Annotated in this window: 16 protein-coding genes; 11 read left to right on the top strand and 5 right to left on the bottom strand. The window is 68.8% G+C overall.

Annotation, left to right across the window (positions count from 1 at the left end; genetic code table 11):
• Positions 1 to 44: 44 nt before the first annotated feature.
• Positions 45 to 551, top strand: coding sequence for a pentapeptide repeat-containing protein (locus KEG38_RS00850; protein ID WP_272417033.1), 507 nt, complete (start codon positions 45 to 47; stop codon positions 549 to 551).
• A 19-nt stretch (positions 552 to 570) separates the two neighbouring features.
• Here KEG38_RS00850 and KEG38_RS00845 read toward each other — a convergent pair whose 3' ends face one another.
• Positions 571 to 1,230, bottom strand: coding sequence for a response regulator (locus tag KEG38_RS00845; protein WP_153821281.1), 660 nt, complete (start codon positions 1,228 to 1,230; stop codon positions 571 to 573).
• Positions 1,231 to 1,468: 238 nt separating this feature from the next.
• Between KEG38_RS00845 and KEG38_RS00840 the strand changes: the two genes are divergently transcribed.
• From KEG38_RS00840 to KEG38_RS00820, 5 genes are all read left to right on the top strand, one after another.
• Positions 1,469 to 1,882: a response regulator gene (locus KEG38_RS00840; RefSeq protein ID WP_272417032.1), complete on the top strand. Its 414-nt coding sequence runs from the start codon at positions 1,469 to 1,471 to the stop codon at positions 1,880 to 1,882.
• 129 nt (positions 1,883 to 2,011) lie between these two features.
• Entirely contained in the window at positions 2,012 to 4,855 is a 2,844-nt protein-coding gene (locus tag KEG38_RS00835) for a glycoside hydrolase family 65 protein (protein ID WP_272417031.1), read from the top strand.
• Positions 4,852 to 5,760, top strand: coding sequence for a universal stress protein (locus KEG38_RS00830; RefSeq protein ID WP_272417030.1), 909 nt, complete (start codon positions 4,852 to 4,854; stop codon positions 5,758 to 5,760). The genes KEG38_RS00835 and KEG38_RS00830 overlap by 4 nt, the downstream gene beginning before the upstream one ends.
• Positions 5,761 to 5,859: 99 nt before the next feature.
• On the top strand, positions 5,860 to 8,175 hold the full coding sequence (locus KEG38_RS00825) for an AAA family ATPase (RefSeq protein ID WP_272417029.1): 2,316 nt from the start codon (positions 5,860 to 5,862) through the stop codon (positions 8,173 to 8,175).
• 198 nt (positions 8,176 to 8,373) lie between these two features.
• Entirely contained in the window at positions 8,374 to 9,684 is a 1,311-nt protein-coding gene (locus tag KEG38_RS00820; RefSeq protein ID WP_272417028.1) for a choice-of-anchor L domain-containing protein, read from the top strand.
• 131 nt (positions 9,685 to 9,815) lie between these two features.
• Here the strand turns inward: KEG38_RS00820 and KEG38_RS00815 are convergent, their stop codons facing one another.
• The gene (locus KEG38_RS00815; protein WP_272417027.1) at positions 9,816 to 12,062 is read right to left on the bottom strand and encodes a TonB-dependent receptor family protein; all 2,247 of its coding nucleotides are present in this window, start codon (positions 12,060 to 12,062) and stop codon (positions 9,816 to 9,818) included.
• 116 nt (positions 12,063 to 12,178) lie between these two features.
• On the opposite strand from KEG38_RS00815, the gene KEG38_RS00810 reads away from it, so the two are divergent.
• Complete coding sequence (locus KEG38_RS00810) at positions 12,179 to 13,909, top strand: bifunctional metallophosphatase/5'-nucleotidase (RefSeq protein WP_272417026.1); 1,731 nt, start codon at positions 12,179 to 12,181, stop codon at positions 13,907 to 13,909.
• Between the two features lie 4 nt (positions 13,910 to 13,913).
• Here KEG38_RS00810 and KEG38_RS00805 read toward each other — a convergent pair whose 3' ends face one another.
• The gene (locus KEG38_RS00805) at positions 13,914 to 14,435 is read right to left on the bottom strand and encodes a M17 family peptidase N-terminal domain-containing protein (RefSeq protein ID WP_272417025.1); all 522 of its coding nucleotides are present in this window, start codon (positions 14,433 to 14,435) and stop codon (positions 13,914 to 13,916) included.
• An 11-nt stretch (positions 14,436 to 14,446) separates the two neighbouring features.
• Positions 14,447 to 16,072 carry a thiamine pyrophosphate-binding protein gene (locus tag KEG38_RS00800; protein ID WP_272417024.1) on the bottom strand — a complete coding sequence of 542 codons (1,626 nt, stop codon included), beginning with the start codon at positions 16,070 to 16,072 and terminating at the stop codon, positions 14,447 to 14,449.
• A gap of 48 nt (positions 16,073 to 16,120) precedes the next feature.
• On the opposite strand from KEG38_RS00800, the gene KEG38_RS00795 reads away from it, so the two are divergent.
• Positions 16,121 to 17,548, top strand: a complete 1,428-nt coding sequence (locus KEG38_RS00795) for a hypothetical protein (protein ID WP_272417023.1) — start codon at positions 16,121 to 16,123, stop codon at positions 17,546 to 17,548.
• A gap of 2 nt (positions 17,549 to 17,550) precedes the next feature.
• Complete coding sequence (locus tag KEG38_RS00790) at positions 17,551 to 18,396, top strand: LysR family transcriptional regulator (protein ID WP_272417716.1); 846 nt, start codon at positions 17,551 to 17,553, stop codon at positions 18,394 to 18,396.
• A 179-nt stretch (positions 18,397 to 18,575) separates the two neighbouring features.
• Here KEG38_RS00790 and KEG38_RS00785 read toward each other — a convergent pair whose 3' ends face one another.
• The gene (locus KEG38_RS00785) at positions 18,576 to 19,952 is read right to left on the bottom strand and encodes an MATE family efflux transporter (RefSeq protein WP_272417022.1); all 1,377 of its coding nucleotides are present in this window, start codon (positions 19,950 to 19,952) and stop codon (positions 18,576 to 18,578) included.
• Between the two features lie 115 nt (positions 19,953 to 20,067).
• Here KEG38_RS00785 and KEG38_RS00780 point away from each other — a divergent pair, with 115 nt between their 5' ends.
• Together KEG38_RS00780 and KEG38_RS00775 are read left to right on the top strand one after the other, a co-directional pair.
• Positions 20,068 to 21,216, top strand: a complete 1,149-nt coding sequence (locus KEG38_RS00780; RefSeq protein ID WP_272417021.1) for a pyridoxal phosphate-dependent aminotransferase — start codon at positions 20,068 to 20,070, stop codon at positions 21,214 to 21,216.
• A 42-nt stretch (positions 21,217 to 21,258) separates the two neighbouring features.
• Positions 21,259 to 22,707 (top strand): serine/threonine-protein kinase, encoded by a 1,449-nt coding sequence (locus KEG38_RS00775; RefSeq protein WP_272417020.1) that lies wholly within the window; start codon positions 21,259 to 21,261, stop codon positions 22,705 to 22,707.
• Positions 22,708 to 22,713 lie beyond the last annotated feature (6 nt).

The following is a 22,713-nucleotide window of genomic DNA, read 5'->3' as shown; positions in this document are numbered from 1 at the left end:
GTACGGCGGAAGCCGGAGTCGGTGAAGAGGGGTAGCATGTGCGCATGAAGAAGAAGGCGCCATCGAAGCCCAGGAGCCCTGCGAAGACGACTGGACCGAAGTCCGGAAACACACCGACGCTGCCGATGAAGCTTTCGAACGCATCGTTCGAAAAAATCGAGCTTGATGACGTGTCGATGGCCGACGCGAAGGTGCACGACACGACGTTCGAAAGGGCTTCGTTCGACGATGTGAATTTTTCCAGCGCGACGATTCACAACGCGTCGTTCGAGGACACGAAGCTCGACGACGCGAGCTTCGCGCGAGCCAACGTGAAAAACGTGTCGTTCGAGTCCGCTGCGTTCGACGACGTGACGTTCGCGAAAACGAAGATCCGAAACGCCTCGTTCGAAGGCGCGTCGCTCGACGACGTGAGCCTCGCCGGCGTGACGATCACGAACTGCTCGATCGAAGGGCTGACGATCGACGGCGTTCGAATCGATCTTTTGTTGCAGCACAAACGATCAGGCGCGCCGCAGAGCGACGCGCATGATCAAAAACCCGAAGGATGAGTTCGGTTTTTCCGATGGTTCAGGCCTCGATGAGGCCGGTGCGGACCGCGATCCGCGTGAGCTCGACGGCGCTCTTGCAGCCGAGCTTCGCGTAGATCCGCACGCGGTGGGTCTCCACGGTCTTCGGGCTGATCGTGAGACGCGCGGCCGTCTCGCGGGTGGAGATGCCCGCCGCGAGCAGGCGCAGGACCTGCCGTTCGCGCGGCGTGAGCGCGTCGAGACCACCCGTGCCTTCGGGCGCAGGTTTGCGCATCGCGCGGACGACGGCGCCCGCGATGCGTTGACTGAGCGGCGCGCCGCCGCTCGCGATTCGCCGAATGCCGTCGATCACTTCGGCGAGCTCGCTGGTCTTCACGAGGTACCCCTGCGCCCCGGCGCGAAGCGCTTCGGCGACGCGGAATTCGTCGTCGTAGCAGCTCAAAACGAGCAGCTTTGCGGTGGGCACCTGGACGCGAAGGGCCGCGAGAAGCTCGATGCCGTCGCGATCGGGAATGTTCAAGTCGACCAGCACGACTTCGGGCTTGATCGACTGTACTTCCCGAAGCGCATCGGCCGCCGTGCCCGCCTGACCGACGACGGTCATCCCCGGTTCCGCTTCGAGTGCTTTCGCAAAACCCTCCCGCAAAACCGGATGATCATCGATGAGGTAAACGCGGATGCTGTTATTCGTGTCCGACATGACAAGGACCGCCCTTCAACGAATTGGGCCTCAGCCTGACTCGCGCGTCAAGTGCGGCTGTGGTCGGGCGCACGCGGAACACGCCCTACGGAAAGTCCCTACCCCGCTCGATTTCCACTTGGACAAACGAGCTTACAAACCCCAGCCAGCCGTTCACAACGTATGAATCGATCAGCCAGCGGCGGCAAGGGGTCCGGAGGCTCGACGACGCGGGGAACCTGCTCGATGGAAGGGGCCCATGAGTCCGAGCCCGAACGTGCCGGCCGCGCCACCCGGTAGCCCCGACGACAAGAAATCCGGGCCCTCGGTTTTCATCGTGGATGACGATGATGCCCTGGTCGAAGCACTTTCCGATCTGCTCCGAGAAGAAGGCTACGAGGTAGAAGCGCACACCGTGGCAAGCGAGGCGCTCGCAAGGCTGGTAGCAGGCACCCGGCCCGATGTGATTCTCCTCGATTACTTGATGCCCGAGATGAAAGGCGACGCGTTCCTCGCCGCGCTCGATCGCGCAGGGATCGACGTTCCCGTGATGGTGCTCTCCGCGATGAACGAGTCGCGCCTCGATGTGCCCGTTCGTCGGGTGCGCGCGATGATTCGCAAGCCCTTCGATCTCGAAAAGCTGCTCGACGAGCTTTCACGTCTCGCCGCCTGAACGGCGCCCCGTACGCTCGTTCGTTTCGCGCTCCGTGCGCGGTGGATGCAAATGCCACGGCGCTGCACGGATCGGGGGACCGCGGGGGCGCACGACGTCGGCACGGTCCTCGCTCGATGAACGGGGCCCATGACGTCCACCGCATCTGCCGAGATCCGAGAGCCCGCATCCGGTCGCTCGTCCGGGTTCGTCACGACGTCCCCCCTGCCCGAGCTCGATCACCTCTTTCGCCTGTTCGTGCTGAGCTGGGATCTGTGCGGAACGTCAGCCCAAGCGCCCGAGTCGACGCGGGCCCTCGGCCTCGTGGGCGCACTGCTCGATCGAGGCGCACGGGTAGCGATCGTGACGGACGCGAGCCTCGACGCGCTCGCGCCCGCGATCGAGGCGGCGATCGCAGAGGAGCCGAGGAAACGGCTCCACGTCGCGGCGAACGGCGGGGATCACCTCTTCGGATTCGATCACCGCGGCAGGCCCATCGAGGTCGTGCAGACGGTAGACCGCGGGGACGTGCTTTCGTTCATGATGCACGAAATCGCGCGGCCGCTCGGGCTCGCTCCGGAGGACGTGCTCGTCGTGGGCGAGGCGTACGGGCTCGCGGGGCTCGCGGACATCCTGGAGCAGCAGCTCGCGCTGGAAGCCGAGCTCGGGCCGTTCGCGCCGCCGCGGGACCCTTCGTGGGTGGTGGTGGAGAGCGGCTTCGACGTGGCGCGGGAGCACGAGATCGAGTCGCTTTTGACGATCGCGAACGGCTACCTCGGGATGCGCGGGTCGCTGGCGGAGGGAAGCAGCGTGTCGCGGCCGGCGACGTTTCTGGCGGGGGCGTTCGAGGCGTCGTCGGATGTGTCGCCGGTGCCGGAGCTCGTGATCGCGCCGGACTGGGGGCGGCTGCGGTTCACGGTGGAGGGCGAGCCGTTCGGGGTGGAGACGACGTCGATGGAGCGGCACCACCGGACGCTCGACCTGCGGCGCGGGCTCCTCCTGCGCGAAGGGCTCGGGACCGGGCCGGGCGGGCACGCGACGCGGATCCGGACGGTGCACCTCGCGTCGCTCGCGAACCGGCATCTGCTGCTCGAGGCGGTGGAGATCTCGCCGCACAATTTTTCGGGCACGGTGGTGGTCGACGCGGTGCTGTCGGGCGACGTGAAGAGCGGGAGCGGCTCGTCGCACTGGGCCGGGTTCGAGCCGCGTCACGGGCTCGTGGGGCCGATCCTCGTGGGCAAGACGCACGGCGGGCTCGAGCTCGCGCTCGCGTCGCGCACGACGGCAGCGGATCCGGGGTCGCTCGAGATGCGCTGCGAGCGGGAGGTCGGGCCGGTGTCGGCGATGGAGCGGTGCACGCTGCACGTCCGGCTCGGCGAGCCGAGCGTGCTGCATCGTGTGGTCGGTCTGTTTACGTCGCGTGACGGAACGGCACCGGTGCAGCGGGTCGAGCTGCTCGAACGGCAAGCGGCGGGGACGTCGTTCGACGCGTTGCTCGCGGATCACGTGGCGGCGTGGCAGGCGCGGTGGAAGCAGTCGGACGTGGAGATCGACGGGGCGCCGGGGATCGAGCGGGCGCTCCGGTTCGCGCTCTACCACCTGATCGCGACGGTGCAGCCGCACGATCCGCGCTGCTCGATCGGCGCGCGCGCTCTCTCGGGCGAGGCGTACCGCGGTCACGTCTTCTGGGACACGGAGATCTTCATGGTGCCGTTCTACGTGCACACGTGGCCCGAGGCGGCGCGGACGCTCTTGCTCTACCGGCACCTCACCCTCGACGGCGCGCGGCGCAAGGCGAAGAAGCTCGGCTTCGAGGGCGCGCTCTACGCGTGGGAGTCGGCGGACACGGGGGACGAGACGACGCCCGAGTTCGTGCGGAGCCCGGTCGGCGAGATCGTGCCGATCCTGTCCGGGCTGGAGGAGCACCACATCAGCGCGGACGTGGCGTACGCGATCTGGGCCTACGCGCAGAGCACCGGCGACGAACGGATCCTCGGCGAGGAGGGCGCGGAGATCCTCATCGAGACGGCGCGCTTCTGGGTGAGCCGCGGCTCTGTGAAGGTCGACGGCAAGTTCCACATCGACCGGGTAATCGGGCCCGACGAGTACCACGAGAGCGTGGACGACAACGCGTTCACGAACTGGATGGCGCGGCAGAACCTGCGGTACGCGGCGGCCATCGCGCGGGGCGTGGGGAGCGCGAAGGCGGCGGCACTCGGGGTCACGCCGGAGGAGATCCGCCACTGGGAGGAGATCGCCGCGCGGATGTACCTCGGCGAGGATCCGCGCACGGGGCTGATCGAGCAGCACAAGGGCTTTTTTGGTCTCGAATACGTCGACGTCGCCGCGTACTCGCCGCGCACGGTGCCGATCGACGTGCTGCTCGGTCGCGAGCGGACGAAGCACTCGCAGGTGGTGAAGCAGGCCGACGTGGTGCAGCTCCTCGCGCTGCTCTGGGACGAGTTCTCGCCCAGCGCGCGGCGGGAGAATTTTCTCTATTACGAGCCACGCACGGCGCACGGCAGCTCGCTGTCGCCCGGGATCCATGCCCTCGTGGCGGCGCGGCTCGGTCTGCTCGAGACGGCCGCGCGGTACCTCGAGCAGACGGCGTCGATCGACCTCGGTAACAACATGGGCAATGCCGCGGGCGGCGTGCACGCGGCCGGGCTCGGGAGCCTGTGGCAAGCCGTGGCCTTCGGCGTGGCGGGCCTGCGCACGGCGCCCGAGGACCCGGAGACGCTGATCGTCGCGCCGACGCTCCTGCCAGGGATGCGGCGCGTGTCCTTGCCGATGCAGCTCCGCGGCCGCTCGCTCCAGGTGCACGCACTGCCGGGCGAGGTGGAGGTGCACGTGACCTCCGGGACCGCGCCGATCGGGCTCACCGCTCCGGGCAAGGCCGGGGCGACACACACGGTGCGCGCCGAGCCCGGACGCGCCTACGTGGCGCGGCGCGAGGAAGAAGGATTTTTGGCGTGGGAGGAGATCGAGCCATGAAGCCGGCGGATCTCGCGGAAGGTACGTCCCACGGCGCCGAACGAGGCGTCGAGGAAGGGCCGCGCAGCGAGGCGCGGCCGAAGAGGCAGCGGGTGCTCGTGGCCCTGAACGGCGCGGACGCAGCCGCATCACAGGCGGCGATCGCGATGGGTCGGCTCGTGGCGAGGACGCTGCACGAGCCACTGCACGGCATCTTCGTGTCCGAGGCGAAGGTCCCGCCCGGCGAGCTGCCGAGGCTCCTCGGGATACCTACACACGCGCTCGACGGCATGGTGCTCGACGTGGAGGTCGGCGATCCCGTGGAGCGGATCGTGGCCTTCACGGAGGCGCACCCGACGGCGTTCGTGATCGTGGGGGCCGAGACCCGGGAGCGCGGGGGGCTCGGGGTGGGTGAGCTCGCTGCGCACACGATCGAGCGGTCGCACGCGCCGGTAATCGTGGTGCGGCCGGAGGAGCGGCTCGCGCTCGCGCGGATCCTCGTGCCCCTCGACGGGACGCCGAGCACGGCGAGCGCGCTCGAGCCGGCCGGGGACCTGGCGCGGCGGGCGGGCGCGTCGCTCGACATCGTGCTCGTGGGCGAGGCGCAGCACGGCCCCCACGTCGAGCCGGGCGCGATGGGCGCGCCGCAGTACGTGGACCAGCCGCATCACGAGTGGCCCGCGTTCTCCGCGGAGTTCGTGCATCGCTTCGCGAAAACGATCGGCCACTGCCCCGAGGACGTGCCGACACGCTTCTTCCTCGGCGCTGGCGACCCCGCGGACGAGATCCTCCGCTTCGCCGACACGCTCGCCGCGGATCTCACCGTGCTCGCGTGGCACGGGCTCCGGAGCGAGGAGCACGGGGCGGTCTTCGAGCGCGTCCTGCGTAAGGCCACCTGCCCCGTGCTCGTCTTGCGTTGCCCATGACGGGACGGACAGGCCCTCGCTCGTGGTGTCTCGGACGAATGCGACGCATCGCGCGGAGGGCCGGGCGGGGTGCGGGGTCGGGTGGTATCTTTCGGCGATATGCCCGCACGTGAGCTTACCGCAGCGGAGTGCCTCAAGCGCATCGAGCCCGCGGAGCTGTCATTCCATACGACCGAAGAGGTGGAGCCCGTCTCGGGCATCGCGGCCCAGGAGCGCGCCCTCGCGGCGCTTTCGTTCGGGCTGGATATCCGCCACTCCCGGTTTCACGTGGTCGTCGTTGGTCCCTCCGGTTCGGGACGGACGTTCTGCGCGCGTCAGGTCGCCCGGCGGCTCGCCGCGACGCTCCCCACGCCCGACGACATGTTGCTCCTGCCGAACCCGCGAAGGCCGAGCGAGCCGACGGTGCTGACCTTGCCCGCGGGCGAAGGCCGTCCGTTCACGGAGGCGATGGAGGAGCTCTACGCGAAGCTTCTGGAGTCGATCCACGGCGCGACGGAAGGCGAGCGGTGGAAGCAGGCGCGCGCGCGCGGGCAGCGGCGCGTGGAGGCGGAGGAGTCGCGGCTCGAAGAGGAGCTCCGCACGCATGCGAAGGGGCTCGGGCTCGACGTGGTGCGCGCGGGGCGCGAGTTCCAGGTCACGCCGCTCGTCGACGAGAGCCCGCCGAGCGAGTCGATCCGGGAGATCACGACGGCGATCGAGGCCTTCGAGGAGCGGCTCGCCGAGGTGCAGGACGAGGCCGATTCGGAGCTCCGCGCGACGACGAAGCAGCTCCTCGGCGACGCGGTGAAGGCGTGCTTCTCGCCGGTGCGCGCGCGCTTCGAGGGCCGCGAGGAGCTACTCGCGTTCCTCGGCGACGTCGAGACGCTCGTCACGCGCGAGACGCGCCTGCTCGTGGACGAACCTGGCAACGACGAACAGCCCGTGCTCGTGCAGGGCATCGTGGTGCCCACGCTGCTCACCGAGCACAAGCCGGGGTCGGGCGCGCCGGTCGTGGAGGTCCCGTATCCGACCTTGTCGGCGCTGTTCGGCCGGAGCTACGCGCCGCCCGACACGGGCACGCCGCCGGAGCCGGGGTTCGCCGTGGCGGGCGCGCTGCACCTCGCGAACGGGGGATTTTTGATCCTGCCGGCGAACGCGCTGCTCAAGAACGAGGCGCTCTACGAGCAGCTCAAGGCGTGCTTGCTCGCGAGCAAGTTCATCGTGCCCGAGCACAACCCCACGTATTACCGCGGCACGAGCGAGGAGCTCATGTTCCCGCCGATGCAGCTCGACTTGAAGGTCGTGCTCATCGCGAGCCCCGACCTCTACCAGGACCTACACGAGGCCGACCCCGAGTTCTCGCAGCTCTTCAAGGTGCAGGCGCGCTTCGAGGGCACGATGCCGCTCGGCGCGGCGCTCGCGACCTACCCCTCGTTCCTCGCGGACATCGTGCGCGAGCGGCGCCTCTTGCCGCTCACGGCCGACGCCGTGGCGGAGCTCTTCTTCTACGGCGGCCGCCTCGCCGAGAGCCAGCGCAAGGTCACCGCGCAGCTCGGCCTCCTGGCGGAGGTCGCTACGGAGGCGAGCTACCGCGCCACAAGCAAGGGCAAACGTGTCGTCGACGGCGGCGAGATCGTGGGTGCGCTCGCGGCGGCGCGGCGGCGGAGTGATCATTTCCGCGACCAGGTGCACGAGCTGCTCGCCGACGGCACGATCCGCATCGACGTCACGGGCCGGCGCGTCGGCCAGGTGAACGCGATCTCGGTCTTGAGCGACGGACCGGTCACGTTTGGCCGGCCGTGCCGCGTCACGGCCGTCGTGTATCCGGGGACCGAGGGGCCGGTGAACATCGCGCGCGAGGTTGAAATGAGCGGGCCCATCCATGCGAAGGGCGTGCTCGTTTTGTCGGGCTTCTTGTCGCTCCGGTTCGCGCAGATCCGCCCCCTCTCGTTCGGCGCCTCGCTCGTCTTCGAGCAGACGTACGAGCCGATCGACGGCGACAGCGCCTCGTCGCCCGAGCTTTACGCGCTGCTCTCGTCGCTCTCTGGTTATGCACTGCGGCAAGACCTCGCGGTGACGGGCAGCGTCGATCAGCAGGGCGGCGTCCTGCCCGTGGGTGGTCTCAATGAAAAAATCGAGGCATTCTACGATCTCTGTGCGGCCAAAGGCCTGACCGGCCACCAGGGCGTCCTGATCCCGGCCACGAATCAGCATGCGTTGATGTTGCGCAGCGACGTGGTCGAGGCTATCGAGCGTAAACAATTCCACGTTCACGTGGTTTCTGCGGTCGAAGAAGGTATCGAGCTGCTCACAGGCTCGCCCGCAGGTATCGCGGACGACACCGGTCATTACCCTGCGGGCACGGTCTTCGGCGCGATCGAGCACCGGCTCGAGCGGTTCTGGCGCGCGATGGCGGAAACCGGGCGGGCCCGTTAGCTGCGGGACGGGAGGAGCCGACCAATGGGCGTCCGGGGTTTCGCCCCGGACGACGGGTCCTCGATTTTCGTACGTCCCCTCGCCGATTTCTTGCTGCACGAAGGACACGCCTTGCCTGTAGACTGCTCGCGGCCGCACGGCCCCCAGGTTTGTCGGGGCCGGAGGCCTCGACGCGGATCAGCTTTTCAAGGAGTGGCCATGCGGAACTTGGTGAAGTGGATCGGGCTCGTGGGCCTTGCAGGCAGCACCGTGCTGGGCGCCGCATGCACAGCCACGGGTGGCCGCAACGTCTTTGGTGACGGTGGTTCCGGCGGCGAGGATTGGTCCGGGGAGGGCGGCGCGGGCGCCACGCCGGGCGGCAACGGCGGCTCGAACCCCGACGGCGTCGGCGGCTCGTTCGTCGGCCCCGGCGCGGGCGGCAGCGGCGCCGGCGAGAACCTCTGCGATACGGACGTCAACGTGGACGACGACGGCGACGGGTTCAGCGAGGCGACGGGCGACTGCAACGATTGCGACGTGAACGTCAGCCCGAACTCGGTCGAGGTCGTAGGCGACGCGATGAACCCCGACTACAAGCCCTCGGACGAGAACTGCAACATGGCGATCGACGAGGCGGTCGAGACCTGCGACGGGGCGATCGCGGTCGACACGCAGGATCCGCTCGACGCGGCGCGCGCCGTGGAGCTCTGCAAGATCGCCACGCCGGGCGGGACCGATTGGGGCGTCGTCAGCGCGCAATGGGTCATGGCCGACGGCTCGCCGGCGAACGGCAGCGCGAACTATCACCTCGGCCACGGCGTCCTGAGCGGCTTCGGCCCGAATGTCAAGCCGCGGGCGGGCGGCAAGATCTTCAGCGTCTCCAGCGGCGCGGCGCGTCAGCCGACGGACGGGGGCTATCAGAGCCCGAGCGGCTTCAGCAAGGGGTACAACAGCGGCCATCCGCAGGGTTTCCCGAAGGAGTCGCCGGCGTGCCCGGGTGTCGTCACGGGCACGCCGTACGACGCCACGGCGGTCGAACTCGAGATTCGCGTGCCGCAGAATGCGAAGGGCTTCTCGTTCGACTTCAACTTCTACACGTACGAGTGGCCGGGCTACATCTGCAGCAAGTACAACGACTTCTTCGTGGCGATCCTCTCGCCGATCCCGGCGGGCCAACCGGACGGGCAGATCTCGTTCGACATGCAGGGCAACCCCATCAGCGTGAACAACGCCTTCATGAACGTGTGCGGCTGCTCGGCTGGCCCGCCCTGCACGGCAGGCGGCAAGAGTTTCGACTGCCCGCTCGGCACGGCGGAGCTCGACGGCACTGGATTCGAGTCGCACGCGGCCACGAGCTGGCTGAAGACGCAGGCGCCCGTCACGCCGGGCAGCACCATTCGGATTCGCTGGGGCGCCTACGACTCGGGCGACGGCGTCCTCGACTCGACGGCCATCATCGACAACTGGCAATGGAGCGCCGAGGCCGGCACCACGGTCGGCACGACCCCGATCCCGCCGATTCCGAAGTAAGAGATTCATAGCGAGGTGCCGAGAAACGCAGCGAGCGCATCGAAGCTAGGAAGGGCGACGCAGGAATACTCCAGTATTCCGAGGAGCCCGACCGACGATTCGAGGCGCGCAGCAAGTTTATCGGCACCTCGCTAGCGGTGGTCCCACCGCAGCCCGACGTTGACTTGACGGAATCCCCCCGTTTGAATGCCGTCGGGCAACCTCGTCGCCACGAACACCTGATCGAGCGCGTTCTTCACCGTGAGGAGCGCGCCGAGCCCCGTCTTCGCGTGGCGGTAGCGCAACGCCACGTCGACGAGGTGATACCCCGGCACGACGCCGAGGCGCCCCGTCGGGTCCACGAGCACCGTGTTGTATTCGTCGGCGAACTGGTCGCTCAGGTAGCTCCAGGCGACCTGCGCCCCGAGCCCGATCCGGTGCTCGACGTCGAGCGTCGCGCTCGCCGTGTGGAGCGGCGCATATGGCAGGCGATTGCCGTCGAACGGACCGCCGCGGAACGTCGAGACGGAAAAGGTATATCGTCCGGTCACATCGATTGCGAGCGGCAGGGAAAGCGCCTGGCCGATGCCGAGCGTGACTTGCGCTTCGGCGCCTCGGTGCAGGGTTCGTCCGCCATTCGCGAGCTCGCTCTGCTGCCCGCTCGCCTCCGTGCCGGTCACGATCTGGTTGCGGAAGCTCATGATGAACCCCGTGACCTCGGCGCGAATCCATTTCGGGCGCGCGAGCCGCATGCCGATTTCGTAGTTCGTGCTCTCCTCGGCGTCGAGCTGGGCGTCCTGGCCGCCCGGCGAAATCGCGGCCGACACGCGCGGCGGCGCATACCCGACGTGCACGCCCCCGAAAAAGTTCAGCTTCGGCGTGCCGTACACCATTCCGATGCCGGGCATCACCGCCAGCGAATCGCTCGTGCCGCGGTTCGTCACGTCCCGCGATGTGCCGGTCTCCGCCGTTCGATCCACGCTGCGCAGGTTCGCCGCGTATTCGACGCGGACGCCGGGCGTCACCAGCAAATCGTCCCGGAACGCGAGGCGGTCCTGGGCATAGGCGGCGATCGCGAACGTGCGGTGGTGCTCCCGGTCCTGGAGGTTCCCGGCCGCCGTATCCACGATGTCGCCCTGGAATTGCTTTCGGTCGGCGGTCTCGACGTGCGCGCGCGCGCCGGCCGTGAGCGTGTGGCGCACCCGGCCCGTCTCGAAGCGGTGCTCGACACGCGGCTCGATGCCGAGGACCTGGTAATCGCGGTCCCGGACCATCGAGGTATTGCGGAAGAAGACCGCGGCGCCCGAGACCGACGGATCCCCAACGATTCGCTCGTACGTGACGTCGGGCTTCGCATCACGGTCGTAGTTCTGCCGGCGCCAGTCGCGATCCGTGATGTAGCCGTAGATGAACGTGCGCAGCCGCGTCGCCTCGGAAAAACGGTATTCATGGGTGAGCGAGGCGTCGTAGCGGCGCACGTTGAACCCGTCGTGCGGCGCGATCGAGGGGGTTCGCGGGTCGAGCTCGAACATGCGCCGCGTCAGGCCCACGTACGTCGAGCGCGAGAACTCGTCGTACACCGCGATCTTGAACGTGGCTTCGCCGCGCGCCGAGGTCGGGAACGCGATCTTGCCCATGAAGTCCGTGGCGTGGAACTCGATGTTGCGGAAGCCGTCGCCTTGCTTCCTCGTGAACTGCAGGACGTACCGTGCGTCGCCCGCCGTGCCGCCGTAGAGGCCGGAGAGCTTGTAGTAGTTGCGCTGACCGGCCTGCGCTTCGAGCGACCACTCGGGTTTGTCCGGGGGCAGCGCCGTGAGGAAGTTGACGACGCCGCCAATGGTTTGAGGTCCGAACAAAATGCTGCCCGAGCCCTTCACGACCTCGACCGCGCGGATGCGCTCGACGGGCGTCGAGTAGTAGAGATCCGGCTCGCCGTAAGGGTTGATCGCGACGGGCATGCCGTCTTCGAGGATGAGCACCTGACGGCTGCGCGTCGGATCGAGGCCGCGCATGCCGACGTTGAGCCGCAGGCCGAGGCCCTCCTCGGGCCGCACCACGAGGCCCGGCACGCGCCGCAGGATCTCGCCCGTTTCGGCGGGCATCGAGCGGCGGATCTCCTTCGCGCCGATCAACGTGCCCGAGCCCGGCACCTTCTGGAGCGCGTCGTCGCTCCGGCCGATCACGCTCACCTCGATCACCGGCGGCGGCGCTGCCTGCGCCTCGGCGGCCTCGCCTTTCTTGGGCTTTGCGGAGGCGTCTTCGGGGCTCGGCTCCGCCTTCGCGGGCGCCTCGTTTGGCGGGGCGTCAGGAATGGGGGGCGCGGGTTTGGCCTCGTCGGCGAAGGCTTCGGTCGCGCAGGCGAGCAGGAAAAACGAGCCGAGCAGGGTGCGGGGGCGCATGCGGTTCTCTGGGAGTCGATGCCCTGTAACGTTCTTGAAATTCAAAGTCAACAGACGATGTCGCGCGGGATTCCGGCGGCTGGATTTTGGCGTGGGGAGGCGTGTACGCTCGAACGATGACGCCTCGGATTCGTGATCGCGCCCGGACGCACGCCCCTGCCCTGCTCATGGCCCTCGCCCTCGCCTCAGGCTGCGGCGCGCCCGCGACCGAGACGCCCGCGAAAGGCCCGGACGAACCCGTCAAGACCACCCCGACGACGGAGACGACGACGGCCACGACGCCGCCGGCGCCGAAGACGGGGTGTGCGGTGCTCTCGATCAACGACACGTATCGGATCGAGCCGCTCCCCGGCGGCAAAGGCGGCATGGCGCGGGTCCGGACGATCCGCAAGGAGCTCGAAAAGAAGTATCCGGACCTCGTGGTGCTGCACGCGGGCGACATGCTGTTCCCGTCGCTGATCAGCCAGATGTACAAGGGCCGGCAGATGATCGAAGCCGTGAGCCGGCTCGATGGCGGCCCCGGGCAGGACGCCCGGCTCTTCGCGGCGTTCGGCAATCACGAGTTCGACAAGGACGACCCGGCCGTGATCTCGTCGCGGGTCGCGGAGTCGGAGTTCCGCTGGCTCTCGGCGAACGTGCATTTCAAGGTCGACGACGCGGGCAAATCCGCGGTGAACCTGCCCGAAGGAAAAGTCCTGCCGCGTACGATCGTGCCCTGCGGCCCGCTGAAGCTCGGCCTGTTCGGCGTGACGATTGGCGCGGATCAGCCGTACATCGCGGCGATTCACGACCCGGCCGAGGCCGCGCGTGTGCAGACGGCCGCGCTGCGCAAAGAGGGCGCGGACGTGGTCGTGGCGCTGACGCACCTGTCCATGACGACGGATCGGGGGCTGCTCGAAAAACTCGGCGCCGAGGGGCCGGACGTGATCCTCGGCGGGCACGAGCATCAAAAGCAAAAAGCCGCGGCGGGCGAGCGCGTGGTCTACAAGGCCGACGCGGACGCGGTGAGCGCGAACGTGCTCACGATCGATCGTTCGAGTGGCAACCTTCGGATCTCCCACGAATGGGTCCCGCTCGAAGGCGCGGCCGTGCCCGAGGATCCCGAGATGAAGGCGTGGGTCGACGGCACGCTCAAGAAACACGAGGACGATTTCTGCGCGAAGACGCGCAACTTGCCCGCGGGCTCGGGCTGCCTCTCCGAGGTGCTCGGCGCGGCGGGCGAGGATCTCATCGCCGAGGAGCTCGAAATTCGCCGCTTCGAGACGAACCTCGGGAACTGGATCCTCGATCAGGCGCTCGCCGCGTTCCCCAAGGAGAAGAAACGCCCGCAGATCGCCTTCATCAACAGCGGGACCTTGCGGATCAACCTGAACCTGCCGAAAGGCGAGCCGATCACGACGCGCAACATCGAGGAGCTCTTCGCGTATCCGGCGATCCTCCACCTCATCGAGATCAACGGGGAGACCTTGCAGAAGGTCGTGAACCACAGCATCGAGAACTGGACGGGCGAGGGGCATTTCCTGCAAATCGCCGGGTTCGCCTTCGAGCACGATACCACGGCGAAGACGGCGTCGAAGTTGACCTTGCTCGGCGCCAAACCCAAAAAGATCGGGCCAAAGGACGTGCTCTACGCGGTCACGATCGATTATATGGTCGACCCGAAGGGGAAAAAGGACGGCTACTCGATGCTGGGCTCGGCGAAGGTGATCGCCAAGGGGCCGGACATCAAGCAGGTCGTGCTCGACAGGCTCGCTGCGCTGAAGAAAGAGAACAAGCCGCTCGCGCCGAAGGTCGACGGGCGGATCTGCAATACGGAGCGGAAAGGGGTTTGTCAGGTCCTGCCTTGAACCGCTAGAGCACCCGCCGCACCCGCCTCCGCTCCTCGATCATGTGTTGCGTGATGCGCTGCTTGCCGTCGGCGCCCTCGACGAGCGTCCAGACGTCGTGCTCGCGCTTGCGGCCGGCGCTCGCGAGCAGGATGTCGGCCGCTCGTTCGGCCGGGATCAGGCCGTCCGGGCGGCCCGGCAATTCGACGACCGCAACACGCGCGGCGAGGCCCTCCATCACGTCGAGCATGTGCTGAACGACGCGGCGGAAGGCCTCCTCGCCGAATCCCTCGCGCGGACCCGCCCCGAAAAACAGGAGCTTGTCGAACGTGAGGCGCGGTTTGCCCGGGACCATCAGGACCTCGCCGAGCTTGCCCGTCAAAAAGCCACTACGCAAAAGCCCGGACAGGTGCCCAGCCATGCGCCAATCGCAGAGGCCAAAGGCGCCATGCACCGGGCGCGCGTCCGCCCACACGCTGCACGCGAGGATCTCGGTGTCGAGATCGTCCAGGCTCGTGAGCTCGGGGTTGCAGAAGCGGAGCTCCACGTCCCGCCCCGCTATACGCTGATCGCGCCCTTGCGGAACTCGCTGGTGGCGATCTTGACGTTCACGCAAGACGGTTTGTCGGCCGCGAATGCGGCGTCGAGGGCCGGGCCGAGGTCGGCCATCTTCTCGACCCAATACCCCACGCCGCCGAGCGCCTCGACGACCTTTTCATAACGCGTATATTCGAGCGCCGTGGCCGGCGAGCGATCCGCGCCGTAAAGATCGACCTGGCCGCGGCGAATCTGCATCCACGCGGCGTCGTTGCCGATGATGCTGACCACCGGAATGCCCTGCCGCGCGAGCGCCTCGAACTCGGCCGCGTTGAAGCCGAACGAGCCGTCGCCGTAAATGAGCACGACGCGCGCGCCGGGACGGGCGAGCTTCGCGGCCATCGCATACCCGGGGCCGACGCCGAGCGTGCCGAGCGGGCCCGGATCCATCCAGAGCTGCGGCCATTCGAGCTTGATCACGTTCGCCGCCGTGGCCACGAAATCGCCGCCGTCGCCGATGACGATGTCCTCCTTGCCGAGGCGTTTTCCGATTTCGTCGCAGACGCGCAGCGGGTTCGGCGGGTCGGTCGTGGCGTCGATCTCGGGCTGCATCTTGGCCCGCGACTTGTCCTCGGCCGCGCGCATCGCCGCGATCCAGCCGGGCGCGCGCTTCTCTTTCACCTCGGCGAGGAGCTGCTCGAGGACGAGGCCGCTGTCGCCGTGAATCGCGACGTCGACCTTGCGATTGCGGCCGATCTCGTTGCCGTCGAGGTCGATCTGGATGACGCGCGCGCCCGGGTTGATGGCGCGGCCGTATTCGAGGCGGAAATCGAAGGGCGTGCCGAGGACGACGCAGAGGTCGGTTTGTCCGAGCGCGACGCGGCGCGACCGGGCGAAGAAGTTCGGGTGCGCATGCGGCAGGCCGCCGCGGGCCATGCCGTTCAGGAAATACGGGGCGTCGATGGCGTCGGCGAACGCGCGCAGGATCTCCTTGCGCGGCGACCAGCGGAGCTGCGTGCCCACGATGAACATGGGCCGCTCGGCCTCGCGCAGCATGGCCGCGGCGCGGGCGATCGCGTGCGGATTGCCGGCGGGGCGCGGGGGTTCGTCGAAAGGAACCGTGGCGGGCGGGGCGTCGTCGCCGAAGTTCATGAGGAGATCGAGCGGCATCTCCAGGAAGACCGGGCCGGGGACGTTGCCCTGCGCGATGCGGAAGGCGGCGTCGATGTACTCCTGGATGCGGTCGGTGGAGGGGACGGAGACGCTCCACTTCGTGACCGGGCGCATGAGCTCGACGTGGTTCATGTCCTGGAGCGAGCCCATGTCGGCGAGCAGGCGCGGGCCGGCGCCGCCGATCACGATCATGGGGATGCCGGCGCGCTGGGCATTGGCGACCGCGGTGACGGTGTCGGTGACGCCAGGGCCGGCTGTGACCGCGCAGACGCCGGGCTTGCCCGTGACGCGGGCCCAGGCGTCGGCCGCGTGCCCCGCGGTCTGCTCGTGCCGGACGTCGACGACGCGGATGCCGTCGTCGAGACACCCATCGTAAATGGCCTGGATGTGCCCGCCGCAGAGCGTGAAGAGGTGCGTGACCCCGTGCCGCGCGAGCGCCTTCGATACGAGCCTGCCGCCGTGGACCTGTGCCATGGCGGGGCATATACCACGGGAGGGGCGGGCGATGATAGGCTCCCTGCCATGACGAACCGGCTTGCGTGGAACATCGGCTGGGCCGCGGCGGCGGCGGTGGCGCTCGTTTGCTGGGGCTGCTCGGGAGACGGCCCGGGCGCGAATGCGACGGGATCCGGGGGATCCGCGGGCTCGGGTGGTTCGGGCGGCGACGCGGCGGGCCCGGGCTCGGGCGGCAGCGCGGGCGCGGGCGGGAGCGGCGGCAGCGGCTCGCGCGGGCCCGCGTACGAGGCCGGGACGGCATTCTGTCCGGCGGACGACAGCGTGCGCCGGATCAAGCTCGTGAACAATTGCAGTGAGACGCGCTGGTTCAAGATGGATGGGAGGACCACGCCGATGTGGGCGCGGCCGACGGATTGCGCGTGGAACGGCGCGGCGTGCGGCGATCCCGAGGGCGTGGGGCAATGCACGGAGATCGCGAAGAACATGGCCGGCGGCGGGGATCCGGGGCTCGTGTATTGCAAGGGGAGCACCTGCGCGTGCAATCCGTTCTTCGAGCTCGAGCCGGGCGAGCAGCACGAGATCGTCCTGCCGAACGATGCCGGGTTCCCGAGCGGGACGGGCTGGCTCGCGACGGGGTGCAATCCGTACGGCAATGCCTGCGAGGTCGGCAGCGAGGCCGCGAAGAACGCGACGTTCGAGTTCACGTACGACAATCCCGGCCAGGGCTCGCTCTATTACGACATCAGCGCGGTCAACGCGTGGACGACGGCGAGCGCGGTCGGCATGAAGAGCTGCGGGGGCGGCGCGCCGGATCCGAACAACATTTTCTGGTGCCGCGGGACGGGGTGCCGGTTCGACGTGAACACGCAATGCCCGGACGGCTCGGACGCGTTCGCGCCGGCGCCCGCGGGGTGCAAGGAGTGCCCCACGATGATCGACGGCAACGGCAAGAAGGTGATCGTTGGCTCCTGCGGGACGTGTCCGGATGGCAAGGAGTCGAATCGGATTCCGACGGGCACGGTGTTCAACGCGGGCAACATCGGCGGGCCCGAGTGGACGTGGAACGGAGCGCCCGATTTCGCGGTCGGGTTTGGTCACGACGAGGGGGTCCACGCGAATCGAAGGTTCTCGTGTGGCCCCGCGGGCTGCACGGACGCGGAGGCGGGGAAGGCGAATACGTGCCTCGGCGGGTGTGATCTCTGCACGGTGACGCAAAAGGTCGGCGCCGGGGACGATGCTTGCCTCAAGTATTGCTGCCCCAACTCGGTGCACACGTACAATGGTTTTCCCTACCGGTACGACAGCGCGGGCTGCACCGCGCTCGGGGTGCAGGCGGGCACCGATTACAGCCCGGCCGTGAAGGACGAATGTCCGTACGTGTACACGTTCGGCTACGAGGACCACTCGTCGACGTTCCTGTGCACGACGAGCGCGTCGCTCCTCATTCAAGCGTGCCCCGATCCGGTTGACTTTCCGTCGAAGATCGAGCCGTGAATATGTCGATTCTCTGGGAAGACGTCCGATATCTGGAGGCCGTCGCCCGCGCGGGCGGCGTGGGCGGCGCCGCCCGCGAGCTTGGCGTGTCGGCTTCCACCGTGTACCGACGCATTGCGATCCTCGAATCCACCGTGGGCTCGCCGTGCCTCGAACGTGGCGCGGCCGGCGGCGGGTTGACGGAGACCGGCGCCATGCTCGCGCAGGTCGGCCACCGCATGCGCAAAGCCCTCGCCGAGGTCTCGGGGCACGTGCACGCCCAGGCCACGGAAATCGTCGGCGAGGTCAGCCTCACGACCGTGGAGGCCTTGCTCCCGTTTCTCGTGGACCCGATCGCCGAGATCACCACACAATACCCCTTGCGCGTGAACCTCATTCTCGGCGATTCGGGGCCGAGCGTCCGTGACCGGGAGGTCGACGTCGCGATCGGCGTCATGCGGCGACCGCCTACGGGGTGCTGGGGGGTTCGGCTCGGCAAACTTCCGTACGGCGTCTTCGGGACCGCGGAGGCCGTGAGGCGCGAGCCCGAACCGCTCTGGGTCGTCCGCGCACTGAGCGAGCGCTCCTCGGCCGAATCCGCATGGGAGCGCGAGCACGCCAGCCGTTATGCCAGCCGCGCGCAGTTCAGCGCGCTCGTGTCGCTCGTCGCCGGCGGCGTGGGCGTCGGGCTCATTCCGCGCGCCATTGCCGCGCTCCACCCCGAGCTCGTGGAGATCCCCGCCTATCGCGAGCGCGTCGCGCCGCTCGAACGAACCGCCTGGCTCCTCACCCACCCCGACCTGCGCAAGACGCCCCGCGTGCGGGTGCTCATGGACGCGCTCACGCGGCGGTTTCGCGCGGCGCTCTGAGCCGGCGGCTCTGCAACGCGACACGAACGCGCATGCGTCGCAGAAATGGGCCACCTCGACCCATTGCGGCGACAACATCGAGTGCTCCTCGGTGGCGGCGTGCAATGCGTGTCGACGAACGATTGCTCGAACGATCAGAGCTGTGTGGAAAACGCCTGCGTCGGTCGCGTGTAGCGGCCCTAGACTTCGACCTTCTTCCACCGCCCCCGCGCAAACGCCCAGCCGAGCAGCACGGCCCTGCAGATCCAGTCCGCCGTGCTGCCCATCCAAACGCCGGCGAGGCCGAGGTCGAGCTTGATCGCGCAGAGCCAGGTCACGCCGGCCCGCAAGAACAGGCCGCAGAGGATCATCGTGCCGAGCACCGTGCGCGTGTCGCCCGCGCCGCGCAGCGCCATCGCCGTGACCATCGCGAACCCCATGAACGGCTGCGCGAATCCGCCCACGCGCATCGCCGGGACGGCCGTCTCGACGATCGTCCGGTCCGGCGTGAACGCCGAGACGAGCAAGGGCGCCATGGTCAAAAAGGAGAGCCCGACGAGGGTCAAGCAGAACACGGCGAGCATTGCCGCGACCCGGCCCGCCCGCGCCGCCTCCTCGGGCCGCTTTGCCCCGAGCTTCTGGCCCACGATCGCGCCCGCCGCGATGCCAAACCCATCCGCCGAGAGCCACGAGATCGACTCGATGCTGATCGCCGCCTGTTGCGCCGCGAGCGCGACCTCGCCAAGGAGCGCGACGATCGCGACGTAAAACATGTACCCGAGGTGATACGCCGCCTTCTCGCCGAACGCCGCGCTCGAGACGCGCAGGACACGCCTCAAAGCATCCCCCGCGCCCTCGAAGCTCGCGCTGTTCAATGGCAGCGGGCTCGTGCGGCGGAAGAGCGCGAAGGTGAGCAGGAGGCCTTCGAGGGACATGGTCGCGGCGTTCGCGACGGCGGCCCCACGAATGCCGAGCTCGGGCAGGCCGAGGAGGCCGAAGATGAGCAGCGCGTTGAGCGCGAGGTTCAGGACATTGCCCACGCCCGCGACGACGAGCGGCGTACGCGTATCGCCCGAGGCTTGCAACGACGCGGCCGCGATCGCCTCGACGAACGTGAGCGGCATGGCCCAGCATGCGATGCGGAGGTACGCGCCCGCTTGTTCATGCACGGCCGCGCCGGCGCGAGGAAAGAGGGTTCGAATGAAGGGGCCTTCCGCGAAAAACAGGGCACACGCGACGACGACGCCGAGCCCGGCCGCAAAGAGGAGCGCGGCGCGGGCGGCACGGGCCGCGCCCGGGCGGTCGCCGGCGCCGACACGCCGGGCCACGACGGCAAGGGTGCCCGCGGAGAAGGCCGTGCAAACGGAGTAGAGGGTCCAGCTCGTGGCGCCGCCGATCTGGATCGCCGCGAGCGCGGTCGACGAGTACCGGCCGAGCATGAGCCGCCCGACCAGAAAGACGAGCGTGATCAGCAGCATGTGCGTGATCGCCGGCCAGGCGAGCGACCAGACCTCGGCCATGAGGGCGCGATCATCCTCACGAACGAAGCGGGTCTCGGCGATGGATGACGGACGCACGGCGCCGGGGGTGCCATGGTCCGGCTGTTCAGGCAAGGGGCGGCCGACGGCTTCGTGGTCACCGCCTTGCGCAGCGGAGGGGATTTTTAGGTCCGTGTTGAGGTAGGGTGCTGCCATGCGGATCGGTCAACGCCTGAGCTCGCTGGTCATCTCCGACATTCGCGCGATGAGCCGCGCGTGTGAGGCGGTGGGCGGGATCAACCTCGGGCAAGGCGTGTGTGATCTGCCGACGCCGCCGCCCGTGGCCCGCGCGGCGAACGCCGCGATCGACGCGAGCGTGGCGATCTACACCGCGCCCGAAGGGATCCTGCCGCTCCGACAAGCGATCGCGGCCGATCTGAAGAAGCGCTACGGGCGTGAGGTCGATCCGGCGAGTGAGGTGGTGGTGACGTCGGGCGCGACGGGCGCGTTCGCGGCGGCGTGCCTCGCGCTGCTCGATCCGGGCGACGAGGTGATCCTGTTCGAGCCTTATTACGGCTACCACTTGAACACGGTGCTCGCGCTCGGCCTTCAGCCCGTGCTCGTGCCGACGCGGCCGCCGTCGTGGGAGATCGATCGGGAGGCGTTTGCGCGAGCGATCGGGCCGCGAACACGCGCCGTCGTCGTGTGCACGCCGTCGAACCCGAGCGGCAAGGTGTGGAGCGAGGAGGAGCTCGACTGGCTCGCGGACGCGATCGCATCGCACGACCTCGTGGCGATCACGGACGAGATCTACGAGCACATCGTGTTCGACGGGCAGAAGCACGTGCCGCTCGCGACGCGGAAAAACGCGGCGGCCCGCACGGTGTCGATCTCGGGATTCTCGAAGACGTTCGCGGTGACGGGCTGGCGGTGCGGGTACCTGACGGCGCCGCCCGACGCCGCGCGGCGGATCACGGTGGCGCACGATCTGCTCTACGTCTGCGCGCCGACGCCGCTCCAGCACGCGATGGTGGCAGGTCTCGGGATGCCGAACGATTACTTCGCGTCGATCGGGCAGAGCTACCAGAAGAAGCGCGATATCCTCTGCAGCGCGCTCGCGGACGCGGGCCTCACGCCGTACGTGCCGCGGGGCGCGTATTACGTGCTCGCCGACATCCGGCGGCTCGGCGCGCCGAACGCGAAGGCGGCGGCGATGCTGCTGCTCGAAAAGCTGCGCATCGCGAGCGTGCCGGGCACCTCGTTTTACGGGGATCCGGTGGGCGAGACGCTCTCTCGGTTCTGCTTCGCGAAGGAGGACGCCGTGCTGGAAGAGGCGGCGCGGCGCATTCGATCGCTTCCGTGAAGGATTTCCGCAATCGGGCATGAATTCGGGTCGAGCAGGGCAATGAGCGGCGGCGAACTCATCGGCGATAGATACGGTCTCGTGCGGCAAATCGGGACGGGCGCGCTCGGGGCCGTCTGGGAGGCGGAGGACCACACAGCGTCGCGCCATGTCGCGCTGAAGCTCCTCAGCATTCCGAACCAGGAAGTCGGGCGGCGGCTCGGCGAGGAGGCGCGCGCGGCGCAAGCCGCCAAGCACCCCACGCTGGTCACGATCCACGACGTGGGCGAGACGGGCGGCGGCGAGCCGTTCGTCGCCATGGAGCTGCTCTCGGGCGAGACGCTCGCCGACCGGCTCGCGCGCGAGCGCACGCTGCCGCCGCCGCTCGCCGCGCAGATCGGGCGCGACATCGCGTCGGCGCTGTCGATCGCCCACGCCGCGCGGCTCGTGCACGGCGATCTCCGGCCGGCGAACGTGTTCCTGCATGGAACACCGGGCACGAATGAGCCGGTGGTGAAACTCTTGGATCTGTGGGTCGCGCGGGCGGTGCCCGCGGTCGTGGCGGAGACGCTCGGGCTGGGATCGCCTTCGTACCGGAGCCCGGAGCAGCTCGCCACGCCGGAGTCGTTCGACGTGCGGACCGATCTCTGGTCGCTCGGCGTGGTGCTCTTCGAGATGCTCTCGGGGCAGCGTCCTTTCGAGGGCGGGCGCGCCGACATCACGGCGCGGATCACGAGCGGGCCGGTGCCGCGGATTTCGCAGCTCACGAATGCGGTGGACCCGGCGCTCGAAGAAATCGTGGCGCGGTGCATGGAGCGCGAACGCGACAAACGCATCGGCAGCGCGATGGTCGTCGCGCACATGCTCGAGGTGTTCGCGGCCGCGGGGCGCAAACCGTCGCTCGCGCCCGCGGCGTCGGTGCCGGCGTCGGCGAAGATTCACGACGAAAACACGAACGGCGCGGCGCACGCGCCGGTGCTGGAAGAGCTGCCGATGCGGGGTCAGCTCGGCACGCTGGTGATGGCGGAATCGGCGCCGTCGACCCCGTCGCCTGCGCTGCGGTCGTCGACGTCGGGGAGTTTTCCCGCGCCCTCGTCCGGGCCGCTCGGAACGCTGCTCATGGCCCCGCCGTCGTCTTCGTCGCCACGCGCGGAGGAATCGACGCGGCGCCCGAGAGCCGCGTACGTCCCGCCGCCGCGAGCCTCGCACGATTCGGAGCCGACGCAGGTCTACATCGAGCCGTCCGGCGTGTTCGCGCCGCCGCCGATGCCCATGGCCGGCGCGCACATCGTGGACGAGCCGACCGAGCCGCCGCCGACCGCGCCGCCGCCCGGAGCCACGGCGCCGCCGCTGTTCAGCGCGCGGCAGCAGCAGATGACGGTGACGGAGCTGCACCAGCGGCCGGCGCAGCGCGTGGAGCACGTCGACAAGACGGGGTTTTACCTGGCCGTCGCGGTGGGTGCGGCGACCGTGCTGCTCATCGGGTTCTTCGTGATCTTCCTGTTCTTTTGAGAAACG

It is taken from the genome of Polyangium jinanense (assembly GCF_028435265.1).
GTDB classification, from domain to species: Bacteria; Myxococcota_A; Polyangia; order Polyangiales; family Polyangiaceae; genus Polyangium; species Polyangium jinanense.
Note: the sequence above shows the minus strand (reverse complement) of the source record. Positions and strands in the feature narration are given on the sequence as shown.